Origin of the sequence: Paraburkholderia sp. BL21I4N1 (genome assembly GCF_002973525.1) — a bacterium.
In the GTDB taxonomy this organism is placed as follows: Bacteria; Pseudomonadota; Gammaproteobacteria; order Burkholderiales; family Burkholderiaceae; genus Paraburkholderia.
Window position 1 is genome coordinate 1,351,779 of record NZ_PVEN01000001.1, and the last position, 17,886, is coordinate 1,369,664.

Here is a 17,886-nt window from a genome sequence, read left to right on the forward strand (position 1 = left end):
ACGCGACAACACCCGATGTACCGCGCAAACGTGTCCCGAAGCCGATTTCTTTACCTCCCACGTAATCGACCCGCGTCTGGCCGCCCGGCACAGTGACGCCATCGCATCGCGCATTCCCATCCACGTAGAAGAGGCCGCCATGAACGCAACCGCACCGCATCTCGCCGACGAACCCAACACCATCCGCGCGGCCGACAACACGCGTCTGTTCTACCGCGACTGGGGTCAAGGCACGCCGATCGTGTTCCTCTCAGGCTGGACGCTGAATTCGGACATGTGGGCGTATCAGATGGAACCGCTAGCGCGGCTGAACTGCCGCTGCATCGCGTACGACCGTCGCGGTCATGGCCGTTCGAGCGACCCGGGGCGCGGCTACGACTTCGACACGTTGGCCGACGATCTGAACAGCGTGCTGAGCACGCTCGATCTCCACGACGTGACCTTGGTCACGCATTCGATCGCCAGCGGCGAAGCAGTGCGCTATCTGACGCGGCACGGTTCGTCGCGGATCGCCCGGATCGCGTTCGTCGCGCCCGCCGCCACGCCGTATCTGCTGAAAACCGCCGACAACCCGAACGGGGTCGACGGCGTGCTGTTCGAACAAGGCCGCGCCGCGCTACGCCGCTCGTTTCCCGACTGGATCGAAGCGAATGCGGCGCCGTACTTCGGCGCGGGTGTGTCGCGCGCGCCGTGCGACTGGACGATCCGGATGATGCTGCAGACCTCGCATCAGGCCATGCTGGAACTCGCGCATCTGCAAACCATCACCGATTTCCGCGAGGAGTTGAAGCGGGTCGACGTGCCGTCGCTGGTGGTACATGGCGAGCGCGACGTGTCGGCGCCGCTCGAACTGACCGGGCGGCCCACGGCGCGGCTGATCCCCGGCGCGTCACTGTCTGTCTATGAGGACGCCGCCCACGGTCTTTATTTCACGCATGCGGAGAGGTTGAACCAGGATTTGCTGGCGTTCCTGGACCGCCGGCCGGTTTAGGGTCGACGGGCAACTGGTCGTCCACGGGGGCATCGCCTTGTCGTGCGGCGGTGTTCGCGGTTTCAGCGGCTTCTGTCGCGGACGGCGGATTGGACGGCGGCTCGTCCTGCCGCGCCGTCTTCGGCGCGGTCCCCGCTTCAACCTGCGCGGGCACGCTCTCCGGATCCCACGTCAGCAGATGGCGTTGCGGATTTGCGATTGCGATGCCCAGTTCGCCGAAGCGGTTCAGAATGCGCCGGTTGAATTCGCGTTGCACGCCCCAGCGCGCGCTGTCGCGGCACTGAATCTGGCCGGCCAACGTGACCGCCGATCCATCCAGTCCATCGACACCCCAGAAGCTGAAGTCGGACAGGATGCCGTCCTTGTATTTCTCGTCTTCACGCAGCGCGGCGCCGATTTCCTTCAGCGTGTCGATCGCCAGATCGACGTCCTCGCCGAACACGATATTGACCTTCACTGCCGCGTTGCCGAGCCCGCGGTTGGTGTTGTTGACCGTCGACACCGAGCTGAACGGCACGGTGTACAGCGAGCCGTCGCCGCCGCGCAGCCGCACGGTACGGATCGACAGATACTCGACCGTGCCGGACACGCCCGCGAGCGTGACCCAGTCACCGACCTGCATCGCGTTTTCCATCAGCAGAAAAATGCCGGTGATGAAATCCTGTACCAGCTTCTGCGAGCCGAAGCCGAGCGCCACGCCGAAGATGCTGGCACCCGCCAGCAGCGGCCCGATGTTGACGCCGAGTTCGCTCAAACCCGTCAGCACCACGACCAGCGCGATCACGCAGAACAGCGCGCTACGCAGCATCGGCAGCAAGGTGCGCAGGCGCGCGGCGCGCACCAGGTCGCCGCTGCTGGTCCAACGTTCGAGCCGCTGTTCGACCGACACGTTGACGCCTTCCCACACCAGCAACGCGACGACCGCCGCGACGCCGATCGTGACCAGCGCCGACGCCAGCCGGTGGCCGATCGAGCCGGCGCGGAACAGATCGATCACGTCGACGCCCCACACCTGCAGCAACGCCAGCGTAGTGATCACGCCGATGATCCACGACACCACGCGCCGCAGCAGCGGGTAATAGCGATACGCATGCCGGTGCACGAGCGACTTGTCGGCGTCGTCCTGCACGTTGAAGAGCCGCGCCAGCGCGCCGAAAATCACGATCGACATCACCCGCGCGCCGACCAGCACCGCAAGCGAAATGCCGCCCAGATGCAGCAGTTCGTGATAGCCGTTGCGCACGTCGAGCGCCCAGATGAACCAGAGCGCCATCACGACGAACACGGAGAGCCACGCCCACGTATCGGCCAGCGCGCTGCCGAACATCGCGAGCGATTCGCGCGCGGCAAAGCGCTTGCGGATCAGTTCCCCGACCGGCGTCGCGCATTGCAGGATCAGGATCGAAATCATCACGTGGCCGGCGAGCGCGACCACCTTCATCAACGCGAGATGCGCCGCGTCGTTCAGGCCGAGCGACTGCGCGATTTCCGCGATCGCCGAACCGGCCGCCACCACGCTGACGATCCGCACGATCCAGTGCTGCACAAAGGCGGCCCACGCATCGCTCATGCGCAACAGACGCAGACGCGGCGCGCCCGGCTGCAGGAAAAAGCCGCTGACGATCACGATCACGCGGCTGAGCACGTAGAGGTCGATCAGCGAATCGAGCGCACGGTCTTGCGGCGTGCCGTCGTCGGTGACGACCGACATCAGCCCGCTGGCCGCGCCGACGAACACCGCGAGCGGGATGAAGCGCAGCACCAGCGTCAACAGTCCGCGCGGCAGACGTTGCAGCAACGTCCAGTGATGCGCGGCGCGTTGTTTGCCTTGCGCTTCGTCGAGCTTGCCTTTGGCCGATGGCGCGGTGGCGGGACTGGCCGTCGCGGCGGCCAGGGCGTCGGCTTCCGCTGCCGGCATGACGGGCAACGGCGGCGCGGCGTTCGGGGCGTCGGCGGGTTGCGGCGTCACGTCGACCGGCAGACCGGCTTGTGGCGAGTCGTCTTCCGCGCCCAGTTCGCGGCGGGCGGCCAGCGCTTTATAAGCACGACGCAACAGACGCCGCGCGAGCCATTCGATCACCAGCGCCGGCACCAGCGCGGCCAGCAGCGACCACACGACATGACCCAGCACGGCGCGCGCTTGCGGGTTGGTCAGTTGCCAGTTCCACCACGCGCGTACCGACGTGGTATCGAGCAGCGCGGCCACCGACGCGCGCAGGGATTTGCCGAGATGGATCGCCCAATGCGCACCCTGGCGGGCCAGTTGCGACGCGAGTCCGTTGGACTGGAACGCGGCTGGGACGAGGGTAGCGGCGCTGGCCGCCGCCGGGGCCGAAGCGGCCGAAGCAGCGGACGCGGCAGGCGGTGCGCTGAGCGCGCCGGCGGCGGCGATGGCTTGCAGCGTATCGGCTACTTGCGCGCGGCGTTTGGGATCGTTGAGGACGGCGAGCGCCTGGCGGGCCTGCTCGGGCGTCAGCGTGACGCCGGCGCCGGAGGCCGACGAGGCGGGCGCGGGTTGCGCCGGGGCGGCGAAGGCCGGTGCTGCACCGGCGATAAAAAGAAGGACCAACCAGACGAGTAGTAATTTGCGCATAGGGTGTAAGGCGGGGTTCCAGGTGCGGACGGCTGGGCCGGGACGCGTGGACCGTTTCGGCGGCGTAACCTTGAACCGACACGGTTCAGGTCATACAAGTTCCTCGCGACGGCGGTCGTCGGCCGCCTCGGGCAAGCTGGGCGGGCCTTCGAAGCCGGGCGGGCGACAAGCGGCAGCCGACAGGCTAGCACGGGCAGCAAAAAACCTGCCTGTCGGACGGCGCGGGGGGCGGCAGCGGTTCGGGTGGTGGGCGCGTTCAGGGCGTGGATGAGCGCGCGCGACGGCGTGCGGGACGGTGCGCGCCGCCCATGCATGCCGCGTTTAGTTGGGGTGGCCTTCCGTTACAGCGGCGCGACCTCGAAGGTGCCTTTTACCACTTCGGTAAAGGTTCGCTCTTCTCGCAGAATGAAGCGCTTCGTCTGCGCGAACTGGAAATTGTCGCGCGCTTCGGGATCGGTGCGTAGCCTCGTGCGGTAGGCCTCGTAGGCGGCGAGGCTGTCGAACGTGATCAAACCCCACGCGATGTCGTTGGTGCCCTCGTGCGGCAGGAAATAACCGACCAGATGTCCGCCGCAGCGCGGAATGATGCGGCCCCAGTTGCGCGCGTATTCGTCGAAGGCGTCGCGTTGGAACGGATCGATCTGGTAACGGATAAAGCAGGTGATCGTCATGGGTAAGCTCTCGGTGGCGTGAGGGGCGTGTGGACTGCCGTGCCGTCAGTATGGAGATCGGCGGGTGACGATGTTTCAGGGTGAGCTGAAGTGTGGAACGCGGCGGGCGGAGGGTTTGCCGGTGCTACGGCTTGCGCTGCGAACGCTGGATGGTCGTCGCCGCCAGCGCCGCGCCGATCAGTGCGCACAACGCCGACATCAGCGCCACGGCTCGCAACGCGGCGCCTAGTGCGTCGGCTTGCGCTGTTGCGACGGCGGTTTGGGGCGCTGTGTCCGGCGCGTGGGTCTGCCGATTTGCCACGGGGGCTGGCGGACTCGAGTCCGAAGCCGGGTGCGAAGCCGAAGCTGACGTCGGACCCGTAACCGCTGCTGATCCGGACGGCTCCCCATCACTGCGCGCAAGACTCGCCGCCTCGCGCTCCGCTCGTGGCACATGCAAGGCATCGAGGCGTGCATCGAGCGCGGCGTCGTGCGACCACACGAACACGATCCCCAACACCGCGATCGCCAGCAGGCTCGCCACCCGCGCCACCGCGTTATTGATCCCCGACGCGACGCCCGTGCGTGTCGCCGGGACCGACGTCATCACGGTCGTTGTCAACGGTGCGACGGTGATCGTCATGCCGAGTCCCAGCACCGTCAGCGCGGGGAAAAAGCCGCGCCAGTACTCGCCGCGCACCCACGGCAGCGCCATCATCGCGAATCCGGCCGCCGCGATCACCGGGCCCACGGTCAGCAAGGCGGGTGCTCCATGGCGGCTCGTCAGACCGCCGGTAAAGCGCGACAACAGGCCGATCGTCACCGGCACCGGCAGCAGCGCCGCACCCGCTTGGGTCGCGCTGTAGCCATAAGCGCGGATCAGCGTGAACGGCAGGAAAAACAGCGCGCCACCGAGCCCGAAGTAAACCAGCAGCGTGACGAGATTGGCACCGACGAAATCGCGCGAACGGAACACGTCGAGCGGCATCATCGGATTCAGCGTTCTCGCCTCAAGCGCGATGAACAGGCCCATGACCAGCAAGCCGCCGATTATCGCGGCCAGCACCCAGCGGTTGGCGAAACCGTGCGTCGACGCGAGCGTCAGGCCATACGTCAGCGCGGCGAGTCCGATGGTGGCGGTAGCCGCGCCTGGCCAGTCGAGCTTGGCCGCCGACGTTGCGAGAAGTTGGACAGACGCATCGACCCGCGCGGCACCACCGGACGGCGCAGGTGTATCACCCGGCGCGCCGCTGTCGGACGGCTCCGCCTTCGCGACGTCGTCTTGCCGGCTGTCCGGCACGGCGATTACCGCCAGCGCAACCGTCGCGCAGGCAATCGGCACGTTCAGGAAGAAGATCGCCCGCCACGAAAACGCATCCACCAGCCAGCCGCCCGAGACCGGTCCAAGCGCCGACGTGATCGCGCCGACGCCGGCCCACGTGCCGATCGCCTGACCGCGCTCACTGTCGTCGAACACCGCGCCGATGATTGCCAGACTGCTCGGCACCAGCAGCGCCGCGCCCACGCCTTGCGCGGCGCGTGCCGCGATCAGCGCGGCGGCGCTGGGCGCGAGGCCGCAACCGATCGACGCCAGCGTGAACAGCACGATCCCGGCGATAAACACGGTGCGCCGGCCGAGCTTGTCGCCGAGCGAGCCGCCCACCAGCACCAGCGCGCCGAGAAACAGCAGATACGCGTCGACGACCCATTGAATCGCCGCCACGCTCGCGCCCAGTTCCGTCTGGATCGACGGCAACGCGACGTTGACCACGGAACTGTCGATGAAGGCCATGCTGGAGCCGAGGATAGTCGCGGCCAGCGCGAGCTTCTTACGTCGGCAGGGTGTGCCGGTGCTGAGCGAGTGGGCGCGGATGGCCAGCGCGTCGCACGGACTGGCCTGGGCGGGAAGCGTGGAGGAGGGACGGCGCGCTAGCGCCGGAATCTGCCGATCGGCCAAGTCCGCTCCGGGGTGGATGAACGGCTTTCAGCATAGCAACGCGGGCGGGCATCCGAAAGGCGCGAATTCCGCCTCGGAATTCACCCGTCCTCACACCATGGAAGGCGCCTGCCGCTCAGCCTCGTCGTCGGCATCCGCACCGCCCGCACCCGACGTGCGCCCGGCCGCCGGTTCCTGATGCAACCGGTTCGCGTGCATCAGCCGATACAGCGTGGCCCGCGAAATGCCGAGTTCGGCGGCCGCTTCGGACAGCTTGTAGCCATGCCGCTGCAGTGCATGTTCGATCGCGTCCTTCTCGGCCTTGCTGCGGATTTCGGCGAGCGTCACCGCCGGGCCGTTATCCGCTTCCGGCAAGCCGAGATCGCTGGCCGTGATGAAACGGCCTTCGCTCATCACGACCGCGCGACGCACGCAGTTGATCAGCTCGCGCACGTTGCCCGGCCACGGATAGTTCGACATCGCGACGATCGCGTCGCTGGAGAGTCCGCGCAGTTTGCGCGCGCCGTCCTGCTTGTACATGCTGAGCGCGTAATTGGCGAGCAGCTTGATGTCGCCGCCGCGCTCGCGCAACGGCGGTTCGATCAGACGTAGCACGCACAGGCGATGGTACAAGTCGGAGCGGAAGCGGCCGTCTTCGACCGCTTTGTCGAGATCCACGTGGGTCGCCGAGATGACCCGTACGTCGACGTGAATCGGGCCGTTGCCGCCCAGCCGTTCAATCGTGCCTTCCTGCAGGAAGCGCAACAGCACCGCCTGGCACTCATGCGGCATATCGCCGATTTCATCGAGAAACAGGGTGCCTTCGTGCGCGCCTTCGATCCGGCCGATCTTGCGCTGCAATGCGCCAGTAAACGCGCCGCGTTCGTGGCCGAACAGTTCGGCCTGCAGCAGGCTCGGCGGAATCGCCGCGCAATTGATCGCGACGAACGCGCGGCCCGCGCGTGGCGAACGCTCATGAATGGCCCGCGCGGTGAGTTCCTTGCCGGTGCCCGATTCGCCGGCCACGAAGACCGGGGCGTCGGTCACGCCGCATTTGTCGATGCGCCGGTACAACTGCTGCATCGCTTCGCACTGTCCGACCATGCCGTGCCGGCCGAGCGACGGTTCGGGCGCGACCGGCGTTTGCCGCAGACTGGAGAGCCCGTGCGCATGGCCGAGCGCGAACACGAGCCGGTCGTTGAGCCACGGGCGCGTGACGAAGTCGAAGCAATAGTCGAGGATGAAGCGGCTGACCAGTTCGTTTTCCGCCTGGCCCGGCGCGATCTGGGCGACCCAGTTGGTTTCGACGCGCCGCATGCAGTTCGCGAGCGCGGACAGATGCTGGGAGGTGCAGTCGCCAGGTAACTCGACGAGGCCGACCTTGATGTTGCCGCGCTCGATCAACCGTTCGGCGATCGCGGTGCTTTTAGCATGCACAGCTTGCCAGCCGGAAGCCGCGAGAAAATCGGCGAGCTTGTGATCCGGCGTATTGGACACGTACAGAACGGTGCGTTCGGTGTCGACAGGCGTGCAATTGGTAGTCATGTTTCCCCCGGTTCGATGCTGCTCTCAGGACTGCAGTTCAACGCGTACTGGATAGACCGGCAACGCGCACCGGTCTTCGGCCAACTGAGCCAGCCGGTCCGTTTGCACGGACCCGGACTTGGGTTTCGCCGCCGCTTGCGGTTTCTCGAAGCGAGTAACCGGGCGATGACGGATTCACGATGGCGGCAACGGCGGGGGCATGAACAGGCGGCGCGAGCCGCGAGGTGCTACATATCGGACAGATGGCAGAACAGCAGTTCACCGCTGAAACCCGCCAGACGTTTTCATCCCCGAACGACAACCGTTTCTTACCTCGTTGGCCTGATACAAGCGCTCTAGGTGGCGCATGGCTTAACCATAAGCGAAACCGCCTACGAGCGCCATACAAACAAATCTGGATTTAGCGGCCAGTCCACACGCCGTGCGCCGCGCTGACCGTTCAAAAATCATCGGTCAATCCCGGCAATGCGGGGCATCCCACATAACGGCGAATTCCGCCATTTCGTCATCCTGAAACACACGCGACGTTCGCCGTGCGTCGCGTCTCAAGCTTGCGACAACTTGGGCAAGCCGAACAGGCGCTGCTTGATGCTCTCAGCGCACCGGCACATTTGACCGGTCGGCAACATAACCCCTTGGCTGCAAAGGCGTCGCTATGGACGATCGGTAAAACTGGCCGCCGGTACGGGGTGCTGGATCGTGCGCTGACCGCTGTCGGTGCGTGTCGAATCCGAATCAACAGGTGCCGTCGAAGAGCGGTAATACGATGCAACGCACAAAAAATCACCGTGCCATCGGGGTTTGGAGGCACATGGCACAGCCGTTGCAATAGGTGACTCAAGCAGAAAGAATGCGTTGCCGCCCGGTTCGCAACGGGGAAGCAGAGTTCACAAGAGACCGGCGGCAAACACAGACTTCGTAGGCACGGTAGAGCAAGCAGATGTGACTTACGAGGGTGCGGCGGGACCAAAAGAAGCGGATGTCAAAAAAACGGCGCGAATGATCGGTACGGGGTACCGGTCTTTCGCTGACCGGACAACGTGACGCGTTGACCTCGCCACTTTTTCCGTCCGAGATGACGGAGTCGAAGCGCAGGCAATGACGACACGTACCGGGTTCGCGCAGTCCGCGAACCGGTGACGCGAAGAAGTAGCGACGGGGAAAGCAGCGCACGGTCAGGACCAGCCGGCGCGACGAAGCGGGGAGCCAGGGCCCGAGTCTCCATAGAGAGACCACAGTACGAGGTGAGCCGGGCGCCGTGTCCGCGTGGTGGCGGACACGGCTCTTGGTGAGGATCAACCGGCAGTCGCGCGGCAGCAGTCGTGCAGCGGATCATCACTCGGGGGTTGTCATGAAAACACAGACTATCAAGCCGGTCGCCGCAGCGCGGCTGGATCGTGGAATCACGGGACGGCCCGACGCCTTGACGTGGCGGCGCCTGCAAGGCGCGCCGCGTGGATTGTTCGCCGCGCCGCCGCCCGACCTGTTGACGCTGGTGATCGCAGACCAGATCAAGCGCCGGGCGCAGGCGGAAATTCAGCGCGACGCCTTGCGCGAAGCGCTCTACGACATGCCGGTGCAGTCCGAGCGGCATGAAGAACGCGGTACGGACGTCTATCCGTCCGACGCCGACGAAGACTAAACCTGAACCGAACGTCGATTGTGATCGACACGGCCTCGCCGGCCGACCGGCCCAAGAACGGCGGAGACTCGACATGATCGACATTTTGCTGATTTCATCCAGCGCGCAGCGCGCGTCGCAGATTGCCGCACGCCTCGAAGAAAGCTGCGTGCCGCATCGGCTGCGGATTGTCTACGGCACCGCGCGGCAATTGCTGACGCACGTACGCGCTTTCCGCAGCGCGGATCTGCTGATCGTCGACGATATCGACCTGAATGCCCGCGAACTGGACGGCGTGGAAGAAGCGCTGGCCTGCACGCCAGCGCTGCACTGCATGCTGGTGACGCCGGAACCGTCGACCGCGCTGCTCGGCGCGGCGATGCGGGTGGGCGTGCGGCATGTGTTCGCCTGGCCGCTCGAAACCGGTGAGATCACCGGCGCGCTCGCGCAGATCCACGCCCGCAAAACCGCCCGCAGCCGCCGTGCCGGACGGATCGTGTCGCTCGCGTCGTCCAAGGGCGGCAGCGGCACGACGCTGATTGCCGTGAATCTCGCCTATTCGCTGGCCGCCGCGCGCAACCGGCGCGTGTTGCTGATCGACCTGAGCCAGCAATTCGCTGACGCCAGCCTGTTGCTCGCCGATAAACCGCCGCCTACCACGCTCGCCGATCTGTGCTCGCAGATCGGCCGGCTCGACGCGGCCTTGCTCGACTCCTGCCTGATGCACGTGCATGCCAATCTCGACGTTCTGGCGGGCGCTGGCGATCCGCTGAAGGCCGCCGAATTGTTGCCTTCGCAACTGGAGCGGATTCTTCTGCTGGTGCGCGAGCGTTACGACGCGGTGCTGATCGACGTCGGCCAAAGCCTCAATCCGCTGACGATCCATGCGCTCAATCGCAGCGACTCGATCTGCATGGTGGTGCGGCAGAATCCGCTGTACCTGCATGGCGGACGCCGCATGCTCGATATTTTCCGCGAACTGGGCTATCCGGCAAGCAAGGTGCGAGTGGTCGTGAATCAATACGACAAGAACGCGCAAATCAATCTGCCGACGCTCGAAAAAACGCTCGGCGCGAAGGTCGCGCATCAGCTGCCGCGCGACGAACAGTTGACCAACGATGCGCTGAGTCGCGGCGTGCCGGTAGTGACCGCGGCGCGTGACAGCGCATTGGCGCAAGGCATCAGGCTGCTGGCCGACATGCTGTGGCCGCCGCTCGTCGAGCGTCGCAAAGGCGTGCTCGGGCGGTTGTTCTCGACACGGCCCACTATTCCGCCGCAGTTGAAACCGGGGCATTGAATGAGGCGCTGAGCGGGGCGTTCGCGGCGATGTTGGCTCGCGATTCCGTACGAAGTGTCGCGGCGGTGTATGGTAAAAAGAGCACCACCCGCCCGATCACCCTCGAGAGCGCCTTCGGGCGCCGCATCGCCCATGCACAACGTTAGCCACGGTCTCAACGACATCGCGTCGATCCTGTCGAATCCGATCCTCAACACGGATTCGTACAAAGCCTCGCATTACCTGCAATATCCGCCCGAAGCGTCGGCGATGTTCTCGTACATCGAGTCGCGCGGCGGACGCTATGGCCGCACGTTGTTCTTCGGTTTGCAGATGCTCATCAAAGAGTATCTGTGCCGGCCCATCACCCCGGCGATGATCGATCAGGCCAAGGCGTTCTTCGCCGCGCACGGCGAGCCGTTCAATGAAGCCGGCTGGCGCTATATCGTCGCGCAATTCGGCGGCTATCTGCCGGTACGGATTCGCGCGGTGCCGGAAGGCTCGGTCGTGCCGACTCACAACGTGCTGGTCACGGTTGAATGCGACGATCCGCAGGTGTTCTGGCTGGCCTCGTATCTGGAGACCATGCTGTTGCGCGTCTGGTATCCGATCACCGTGGCGACGCAAAGCTGGCATTTGCGCCAGACGATCCGCGCCGCGCTGGAAAAAACCAGCGACGATCTCACGCAATTGCCGTTCAAGCTGCACGATTTCGGCGCGCGCGGCGTGTCGAGCGCGGAGTCGGCCGCGATTGGCGGCGCCGCGCATCTGGTCAGTTTCATGGGCTCGGATACGGTGCTCGGCGTGGTCGCGGCGAACCACTACTACAACGAGGCCATGGCGGCGTTTTCGGTGCCGGCGGCGGAGCACAGCACGATCACGTCATGGGGCCGCGAGCGCGAAACCGATGCGTTCCGCAACATGCTCGCGCAGTTCGGCAAGCCGGGCGCGATCGTTTCGGTGGTGTCCGATTCCTACGATCTGTTCGCCGCGCTCGACGTGTGGGGCACCGAGTTGAAACAGTCGGTGCTCGATTCCGGCGGCATGCTGGTGATCCGGCCGGACTCGGGCGATCCGCAGACGATCGTGTTGCAAACCTTGCGCGCGCTCGACGCGTCGTTCGGTTCGACACTGAACGGCAAGCGCAGGCGCGTGCTCGACAACGTGCGTGTGATTCAAGGCGACGGCGTGAACCCGGAATCGATCGCGGCCATTCTGGCGGCAATGGACGAAGCCGGCTTCGCGGCGGACAACATCGTGTTCGGCATGGGCGGCGCGCTGTTGCAGCAGATCAATCGCGACACGCAGCGTTTCGCGATGAAGTGCTCGGCGATCCGTCTCGGCGACGAATGGCACGACGTGTTGAAGGATCCGGTTACGGATGCCGGCAAGCGCTCGATGAAAGGCCGCCTCACGCTGCTGCGAAATCGCCACACCGGCGAGTATCGAACCACGACGCTGCCGCTTGAGTGGGATGAGCGCACCGCTGAAAGCGATTGGGACGACGCGCTGGTCACGGTGTTCGATTCCGGCAAGCTGCTGATCGACGTCTCGCTCACCGACATCCGCCACCGCGCTCACGCGCACGAAGGCTAATTGCCCGGCTGATCGGCCGGGCGCGCTAACCAGACCGTCACGCCTGCCGCTCGCACGTCGATGCGGCAGGGCGCGCCTTCGCGCAGGTGCGCATCGTCGCTGGCCAGGTCGAAATGTACGCCGCCCAGATTCACGCGGAGATAGCGCTCGCCGCGCCGCAACTCGACCGATTCGACCACACCGTTATGCGCGCCGTCCGGTGCAAGCGTCAACGCGTGCGACGAGACGCGCCACATGACGCGTTGTCCGGGTTTCAGACCGTGTTCGCTTACGCCTGCGCCAATCGTTATCGTGAAGCCAGGAGCGATGTCGACCTGAGACGGGCCGGTCATTACCCCTTCGCCGACGTTGTGCAAACCGAGCAGGCCGGCGACCCGCATCGAGGCCGGCCGTTCGAACACGGCATCGATAAAGCCCGCCTGCAGCACGCGCCCCTGTTCGACCACCAGCACTTCGTCGGCCAGCAACGCGGCTTCGTCCGGATCGTGCGTGACGATGATCGTCACCGCGGCGATCTCGCGTTGCAACGCGCGCAGCGATTGCTGAAGACGGCGCCGTCGTGGCGTGTCCAGCGCGGCGAACGGTTCGTCGAACAACAGCAGTTCGCTATGCCGCGTCAGCGCTCGCGCCAGTGCAACCCGCTGGCGCTGACCGAACGACAACTGATGCGGCAGACGCGCGACCAGCGGCGCGAGGCCCAGATGTTCCAGCCAGTAACGCGCGCTCGCGGCGTCGGCATCGACGGGAAAGCTCAGTTGCCGCGCCACGCTCATGTGCGGAAACAGCCCGTAGTCTTGCGGCATATAGCCGATCTGACGACGCTCGGGTGGCTGCGTATGGAGCTGTTTCTCGCCGAGTTGCACGGTGCTCGTGGTGTTGGCGTCGAGCCCCGCGATCAGCCGCAGCGCGAGCGATTTGCCCGAGCCCGACGGCCCAATGATGGCGAGGCGGCGCGTGACGGGCGCCCATGCAATGTCGAGATCGAACGCGCCGAGTTGGCGCCGCAGATGGAATGCGAGGCGCCGGTCTTCAGCGTCCCCGCGACTCGCCGTTGCCGGTTCCGCGAGGGGTTCCAGCGCGTCGTCGCCGTTTTCGGTGTGTTCCCGCGCCGCTTTTTGCCGAAGGCTGTAGATCGACAACGCGGCGCAGAGAATCGCGATGGCCAGCGTGGGCAGCAGCAACGGCATCATGGCGGGCAGCCCCTGGCCGCCGAACACCACGTACGTGTACACCGGCAACGAATACGGGTGATAAGCGACCATCACGGTCGCGCCGAATTCGCCGAACGCACGTAGCCACGCGAGCGCGAGCCCGGCACGAATGGCCGGCCACGCAACCGGCAACATGACGCGGAAGAAACGGCTGCCGGCGCGATGGCCGAGCGTCGCGGCGACGTCGTCGAGAACCGGATCGACGGCGGCGAACGCGGATTTCGCGGCGATGATCAGGAAGGGCGCCGCGACGAAAGTCTCCGCCAGCACGATGCCGGTGAACGAGTCCGTCAGCATGCCGCCGGTGAAGCGGCCGACGAAGCTATACGGCCCCAGCAGAAACAGCAGCAACACGCCGCTGGTGAGCGGCGGCAGCGCCAGCGGCAACTGCACGACGAAGCCGAGCAGCGCCACCTTGCGCGAAGTCGAGCGCGCCAGAAAATAGCCGAGCGGTACGCCGCCCAGCAGAATCGCGAGCGAGGCCACGCTCGCGCTCGCCGCCGACACGCCGACTGCCGACCACGTGGCGGCCCAGTCGACGTTCGCCCAATCGGCCGCGCCGAGCTGCGGCACGCTTGCGATAAACGGTGCGCACAGATAGACGGCCAGCAGCGCCGCCAGCCCCAGCAGCGGCCGCGCGCTCGAACGGCTCACCGCGTTACGGCGCGTTGGCGTCGATCACGGCTTGCACCGAAGGCGGCATGGCTTGCACGTTGCCGCTCACGGTCGGTTTGACGACGTCCACGCCATGCTGCTTGAGCAGCGCACGGCCTTTCTCGCTCAGCAGGAAGTCGACGAAGCTGCTCGCGCCGTTGCGGTTCGGCGCGTCAGTGAGAATGGTCAGCGTGTAGCTGGCCTTGGCCTGCAATTCCGGCGCCGGACGGATCGCCGGAATCTTCAGGTCGGACGTTTCGGTCGAATAGAAAAAGCCGGCGTCGAGTTGGCCCGATTGCAGGCGGCCCACCAGCGTTTCCTCAGGCAAAACCTGCGCGGGATTCTCCGCCGCGCCGAGCGTCTTCTCGACCAGGTCCGGCTGATGGTAGAGCTCGGCGGCCTTCGTCACCATCTCGACGGTGAACGCGCCCTTCGGATCCAGCTTCGGATCGGTGCGGCCGATACGGATGCCCGGCTCCTGCAACACCTGGTCCCAACGCTTGCTCTTGAACTGCGCCGCGAACTTGCTCTGCGGGTTGTAGCCGATCATCAGCGGCGATTCGGCGAAATTCACGTACCACGTGACGTGATCGCCGTTCGCTTCGCCCATCAGGCTCGCGTTGACCTTCGGGCTCGCGCTGATGAAGACGTCGCCACGGCGCAGCTTGCCTTTGATTTCGTTGGCGATCTTGTTCGAGCCCGCCGCATAGCCGCGGAACTGCTGGCCGGTGGCTTTTTCGAACGCGGGGCCGATGCTGCGCTCCATCAGATTGACGAGCGAGCCGGCGTACAGCACGTTGACTGTGTTGCTGTCGTCGGCGAAGGCGGGCGCGGCCGTCACGATGCCAGTGACCACGACGAGTGGAGCAACGAGAGAAGCGAGCAGCTTGCGAATCATGCGATAACCCCGATACGTTATTAAGAGCGCTATATTACGACGCCATCGTGTCGTGTTGCACGGATGGCGTCATCCGGCGCGACGTCAATTCAACGGAAAAGTGCGTACGTAGCTGGTGCCGCCGCTGGCGGTCGCGCGGTCGATCGCGTACAGCAGGCCGCGCGGCGCGTCCACGGCCACGCCGCGGGCGTCCTGAAAGTCGTTTGCCAGCACGCTGATCGTGCCGTCCGGCGCGATCCGGCATAGGCCCGTGGTGTTGCACTTGGTGTACAGCGTGCCGCGCGCGTCGACGGTCATCAGGTCGGGGCTATTGATCTGCACGAACGCACCGTTGGCCGCCGTCGCTTGCGAACTGGCGAGCAACGCGCTGAGGCTGGCTTTGACGATGTCGTTATTCGCCTGATCCGACACGTACACGTTGTCGCCCGACACCGCGATACCGACCGGCTTGCCGAGTCCCGTCAGCAGATCGCGTTCGATCGCCGTGTGGGCGTTCGGGTCGTAGGTAATCAGGCTCAGCGCACCTTGTGGCGGATTGCTGCCGCTCTTGATGAACCAGGTGGACAGCAGACGGTTCGAGCCGATCGAAATCAGGCCGAGGCGTCGGCGGGTCGGGTCGGGACCGGTCAGCGCCGCGATCGTATCGACACCGGTGATGCTAAACACCGCGCTTGCCGTGCCGAAGCCGAAGCGCTCTATCGTCAGTGCGCCGGCGTCGGCGAAGCTCAGTTGACTCAGGCTGTTCGACTGCCCGGAAACGGTCGGCACGCTGGCGTAGTGCGCGAACACGTGGGCGTCGGGCGAGGAGAGCACGCTGCTGGTCTGGTCGTCGGTGATGAAGACCGTGCCGTCGGCGGCGCGCACGGCAATGCCGTTCGGCGCGGCACTCACGGCGAAGCGTTGCGGCGACGCGGTGACGTTGTCGCCGCCGCAACCGGCCAGCGCGGCGATCAGGCCGAAGCTGACGAGAGCGAGACGGGTGGTGCGGTGCAGGGTGGAAGCGAGGCGCATGAAATCTCCTGGGTTGGCGAGCGTGCGCGTCGGCCATGGGCCGGCGCGAGACGGTACGCCGTTCATTGTTGTTCGTTGTTTTGCGTAAGGATGGCGCTACCGGATCGGCTGATATGCCCGGCGATATAGTGCCTATAGACGAAGTTCGTGCGCGGTTTTATGCGCAAGCGGTCGTCGCCGCGTAATATACACACGGACATAACGAATGAACAAGCCGCCAGGCTGCCGATGCTGGAGATAAGCGCGAATGGATAGTGTGAACGTGATTGCCGCGCCGGCCGTGAATGGCGCGCTGATTTTGAACGGACGATTTCAACGCCCGTTGCAGCTCGATCTTGAGCAACTGCGGCGGTACGACAGCGTGCTGGCCACGCCGTTCGATCTGCGCTGCTATACGACGAACCGCTTTATTCGCAGCGTCGAACCGTATCGTGGCGTGCGTCTGACAACGCTGATTACCGAGGCGGGTTTGCCGAACGCTGTGCCGGGCGAGTTCAAGCGTACGGTGTTCGTCGCGGTCGGGCAGGACGGGTATGTCGTGACGTTTTCGTGGCACGAGCTGTTTAACACGCCGATTGGCGAGACCGTGCTGGTGGCTCACGAATGCGGCGGGCGCGCGCTGGACGCGGAGGAGGGCGCGCCGATTCTGTTTTCGGGCTCGGATATTTTGCCGGCGCCGCGGCATGTCAAGCGGCTTGCGCGGATCGAGGCGCAGGTTTTGACGGCTTCGGTTTAGGGTGGGTGTGGACTGCTTGGTCTGCTTGGACTGTTCAGGCGAAGGCGCGTGAGGGCGGACACGCCGTAGGCGTAACATGGGCCGATATTCTTCCGCGTGTCGATGCCATGTCTGACAATCCGCTTGATGGCGTTGCCGCTCCTGATTCGCTCGACGCCCATGTCGCCGCCCGCACGGCCGCCTGGCTTTCGTTCGCCACCCATCCCGCCTCGCCCGACACGCAACTATTCGCCAGGCTGATCGCCGCGCGCGACGCGCGCAACGAATGTGCGCTGCTCGGCCTGCAACAGCCGGTATGGCGCGCGCTTCTGGCAAGACACTTCACGCACGCATCGGCCCCCGCGCTTCCGCTGCCGGTCAATGCCGCCGACCAGATCGACTTCGTCCGCACGCTTCACACGTTGTTGCTCACGCACGCCAGCGTGTCGGTCGACCCAGCCGACGCCGATAGCCTCGCCACGATCATCGCGCACGCCTGCCTGCGTCCGGATCACCTGTGGCGCGACCTCGGACTGCGCGGCCGCGACGACGTCACCTGGATGCTGACGCGCTACTTCCCGACCCTGGTCGAACGCAACGTCGCCAATCTGCGATGGAAGAAATTTCTCGCGGAACAACGCGCGCTTTTGCTGGGTCTGGCGCCCGGCCCCGCGCCCGGCTGCCCTCGCTGCGAAGACTACCGGCATTGCTTCCCGGACCTCGACTAGGCAGCGTCCGCACAGGATGGCAGCGCGAGGCCGTTCGTGTATGCTTTCGCGCATGGCCGACATTGCAAAAACCAAACCCGCATCCGCGAAAAAATCCGCGAAGGTGCGCCCCGAAGTGCGCTTCAGAATGCGTATCCGTACCGGCGACACCGTGGCGCTCGGACCGGGCAAAGTCGAACTGCTCGAAGCCGTCCGCGAGTTCGGTTCGATCTCGGCGGCGGCGCGCAGTCTCGACATGTCGTACCGTCGGGCGTGGCTGCTCATCGACGAACTGAACCGCTCGTTGAAATCGCCGGCCACGCATTCCGAGCAGGGCGGTCAAAGCGGCGGCGGCTGCACGCTGACGCCGGTCGGCGAAACCCTTATCCGTTTGTATCGGGACGTCGAAGTCGAAGCCGCGCGAAGCTGCGCGAAGCAGATCGCCGACTTGACGCGCTTGATTCGTTCGTGAATTAAGGCGG

Annotated in this window: 14 protein-coding genes; 7 read left to right on the top strand and 7 right to left on the bottom strand. The window is 65.5% G+C overall.

Translation table 11 applies throughout. The annotated features are described in order from the left end of the window. Positions 1 to 139: 139 nt before the first annotated feature. Entirely contained in the window at positions 140 to 991 is an 852-nt protein-coding gene (locus tag B0G83_RS05930; protein ID WP_105506434.1) for an alpha/beta fold hydrolase, read from the top strand. On the opposite strand, the gene B0G83_RS05935 is transcribed toward B0G83_RS05930, so the two are convergent. From B0G83_RS05935 to B0G83_RS05950, 4 genes are all read right to left on the bottom strand, one after another. Next, positions 930 to 3,584 carry a mechanosensitive ion channel family protein gene (locus tag B0G83_RS05935; protein ID WP_105506435.1) on the bottom strand — a complete coding sequence of 885 codons (2,655 nt, stop codon included), beginning with the start codon at positions 3,582 to 3,584 and terminating at the stop codon, positions 930 to 932. The genes B0G83_RS05930 and B0G83_RS05935 overlap by 62 nt on opposite strands. Before the next feature lie 341 nt (positions 3,585 to 3,925). After that, positions 3,926 to 4,255 (bottom strand): NIPSNAP family protein, encoded by a 330-nt coding sequence (locus B0G83_RS05940; RefSeq protein ID WP_105506436.1) that lies wholly within the window; start codon positions 4,253 to 4,255, stop codon positions 3,926 to 3,928. Between the two features lie 124 nt (positions 4,256 to 4,379). Beyond that, positions 4,380 to 6,191: an MFS transporter gene (locus tag B0G83_RS05945; protein ID WP_105506437.1), complete on the bottom strand. Its 1,812-nt coding sequence runs from the start codon at positions 6,189 to 6,191 to the stop codon at positions 4,380 to 4,382. A 90-nt stretch (positions 6,192 to 6,281) separates the two neighbouring features. Then, complete coding sequence (locus tag B0G83_RS05950) at positions 6,282 to 7,715, bottom strand: sigma-54 dependent transcriptional regulator (RefSeq protein ID WP_105506438.1); 1,434 nt, start codon at positions 7,713 to 7,715, stop codon at positions 6,282 to 6,284. Positions 7,716 to 9,066: 1,351 nt separating this feature from the next. On the opposite strand from B0G83_RS05950, the gene B0G83_RS05955 reads away from it, so the two are divergent. The 3 genes from B0G83_RS05955 (at position 9,067) to B0G83_RS05965 (ending at position 12,208) form a co-directional block, all read left to right on the top strand. Next, positions 9,067 to 9,357 carry a hypothetical protein gene (locus B0G83_RS05955; RefSeq protein ID WP_105506439.1) on the top strand — a complete coding sequence of 97 codons (291 nt, stop codon included), beginning with the start codon at positions 9,067 to 9,069 and terminating at the stop codon, positions 9,355 to 9,357. Between the two features lie 73 nt (positions 9,358 to 9,430). Next, the gene (locus B0G83_RS05960; RefSeq protein WP_105506440.1) at positions 9,431 to 10,633 is read left to right on the top strand and encodes an AAA family ATPase; all 1,203 of its coding nucleotides are present in this window, start codon (positions 9,431 to 9,433) and stop codon (positions 10,631 to 10,633) included. Positions 10,634 to 10,765: 132 nt separating this feature from the next. Then, positions 10,766 to 12,208 carry a nicotinate phosphoribosyltransferase gene (locus B0G83_RS05965; protein WP_105506441.1) on the top strand — a complete coding sequence of 481 codons (1,443 nt, stop codon included), beginning with the start codon at positions 10,766 to 10,768 and terminating at the stop codon, positions 12,206 to 12,208. Here the strand turns inward: B0G83_RS05965 and B0G83_RS05970 are convergent. The 3 genes from B0G83_RS05970 to B0G83_RS05980 all read right to left on the bottom strand — a co-directional run bounded on the left by B0G83_RS05970 (position 12,205) and on the right by B0G83_RS05980 (position 15,982). After that, positions 12,205 to 14,073: an ATP-binding cassette domain-containing protein gene (locus tag B0G83_RS05970; protein ID WP_105506442.1), complete on the bottom strand. Its 1,869-nt coding sequence runs from the start codon at positions 14,071 to 14,073 to the stop codon at positions 12,205 to 12,207. The genes B0G83_RS05965 and B0G83_RS05970 overlap by 4 nt on opposite strands. Positions 14,074 to 14,077: 4 nt before the next feature. After that, a complete protein-coding gene (locus B0G83_RS05975; protein WP_105506443.1) occupies positions 14,078 to 14,971 on the bottom strand; it encodes an extracellular solute-binding protein in 894 nt (297 codons plus the stop codon). Between the two features lie 84 nt (positions 14,972 to 15,055). Next, positions 15,056 to 15,982, bottom strand: coding sequence for a hypothetical protein (locus B0G83_RS05980; RefSeq protein ID WP_105506444.1), 927 nt, complete (start codon positions 15,980 to 15,982; stop codon positions 15,056 to 15,058). Between the two features lie 247 nt (positions 15,983 to 16,229). Here B0G83_RS05980 and B0G83_RS05985 point away from each other — a divergent pair, with 247 nt between their 5' ends. The 3 genes from B0G83_RS05985 (at position 16,230) to B0G83_RS05995 (ending at position 17,876) form a co-directional block, all read left to right on the top strand. Next, positions 16,230 to 16,718, top strand: a complete 489-nt coding sequence (locus B0G83_RS05985; protein WP_105506445.1) for a molybdopterin-dependent oxidoreductase — start codon at positions 16,230 to 16,232, stop codon at positions 16,716 to 16,718. Positions 16,719 to 16,825: 107 nt separating this feature from the next. Next, positions 16,826 to 17,425 carry a nitrogen fixation protein NifQ gene (locus B0G83_RS05990; RefSeq protein ID WP_105506446.1) on the top strand — a complete coding sequence of 200 codons (600 nt, stop codon included), beginning with the start codon at positions 16,826 to 16,828 and terminating at the stop codon, positions 17,423 to 17,425. A gap of 52 nt (positions 17,426 to 17,477) precedes the next feature. Continuing rightward, positions 17,478 to 17,876, top strand: coding sequence for a winged helix-turn-helix domain-containing protein (locus tag B0G83_RS05995; protein WP_181156709.1), 399 nt, complete (start codon positions 17,478 to 17,480; stop codon positions 17,874 to 17,876). Positions 17,877 to 17,886: the final 10 nt, after the last annotated feature.

Bases quoted from the DNA above. Each gene is read 5' to 3' on its own strand.
- B0G83_RS05965 (WP_105506441.1), top strand. From the start codon at position 10,766: ATGCACAACGTTAGCCACGGTCTCAACGACATCGCGTCGATCCTGTCG.
- B0G83_RS05975 (WP_105506443.1), bottom strand. From the start codon at position 14,971: ATGATTCGCAAGCTGCTCGCTTCTCTCGTTGCTCCACTCGTCGTGGTC.
- B0G83_RS05950 (WP_105506438.1), bottom strand. From the start codon at position 7,715: ATGACTACCAATTGCACGCCTGTCGACACCGAACGCACCGTTCTGTAC.
- B0G83_RS05960 (WP_105506440.1), top strand. From the start codon at position 9,431: ATGATCGACATTTTGCTGATTTCATCCAGCGCGCAGCGCGCGTCGCAG.
- B0G83_RS05990 (WP_105506446.1), top strand. From the start codon at position 16,826: ATGTCTGACAATCCGCTTGATGGCGTTGCCGCTCCTGATTCGCTCGAC.
- B0G83_RS05940 (WP_105506436.1), bottom strand. From the start codon at position 4,255: ATGACGATCACCTGCTTTATCCGTTACCAGATCGATCCGTTCCAACGC.
- B0G83_RS05995 (WP_181156709.1), top strand. From the start codon at position 17,478: ATGGCCGACATTGCAAAAACCAAACCCGCATCCGCGAAAAAATCCGCG.
- B0G83_RS05985 (WP_105506445.1), top strand. From the start codon at position 16,230: ATGGATAGTGTGAACGTGATTGCCGCGCCGGCCGTGAATGGCGCGCTG.
- B0G83_RS05980 (WP_105506444.1), bottom strand. From the start codon at position 15,982: ATGCGCCTCGCTTCCACCCTGCACCGCACCACCCGTCTCGCTCTCGTC.
- B0G83_RS05935 (WP_105506435.1), bottom strand. From the start codon at position 3,584: ATGCGCAAATTACTACTCGTCTGGTTGGTCCTTCTTTTTATCGCCGGT.
- B0G83_RS05930 (WP_105506434.1), top strand. From the start codon at position 140: ATGAACGCAACCGCACCGCATCTCGCCGACGAACCCAACACCATCCGC.
- B0G83_RS05955 (WP_105506439.1), top strand. From the start codon at position 9,067: ATGAAAACACAGACTATCAAGCCGGTCGCCGCAGCGCGGCTGGATCGT.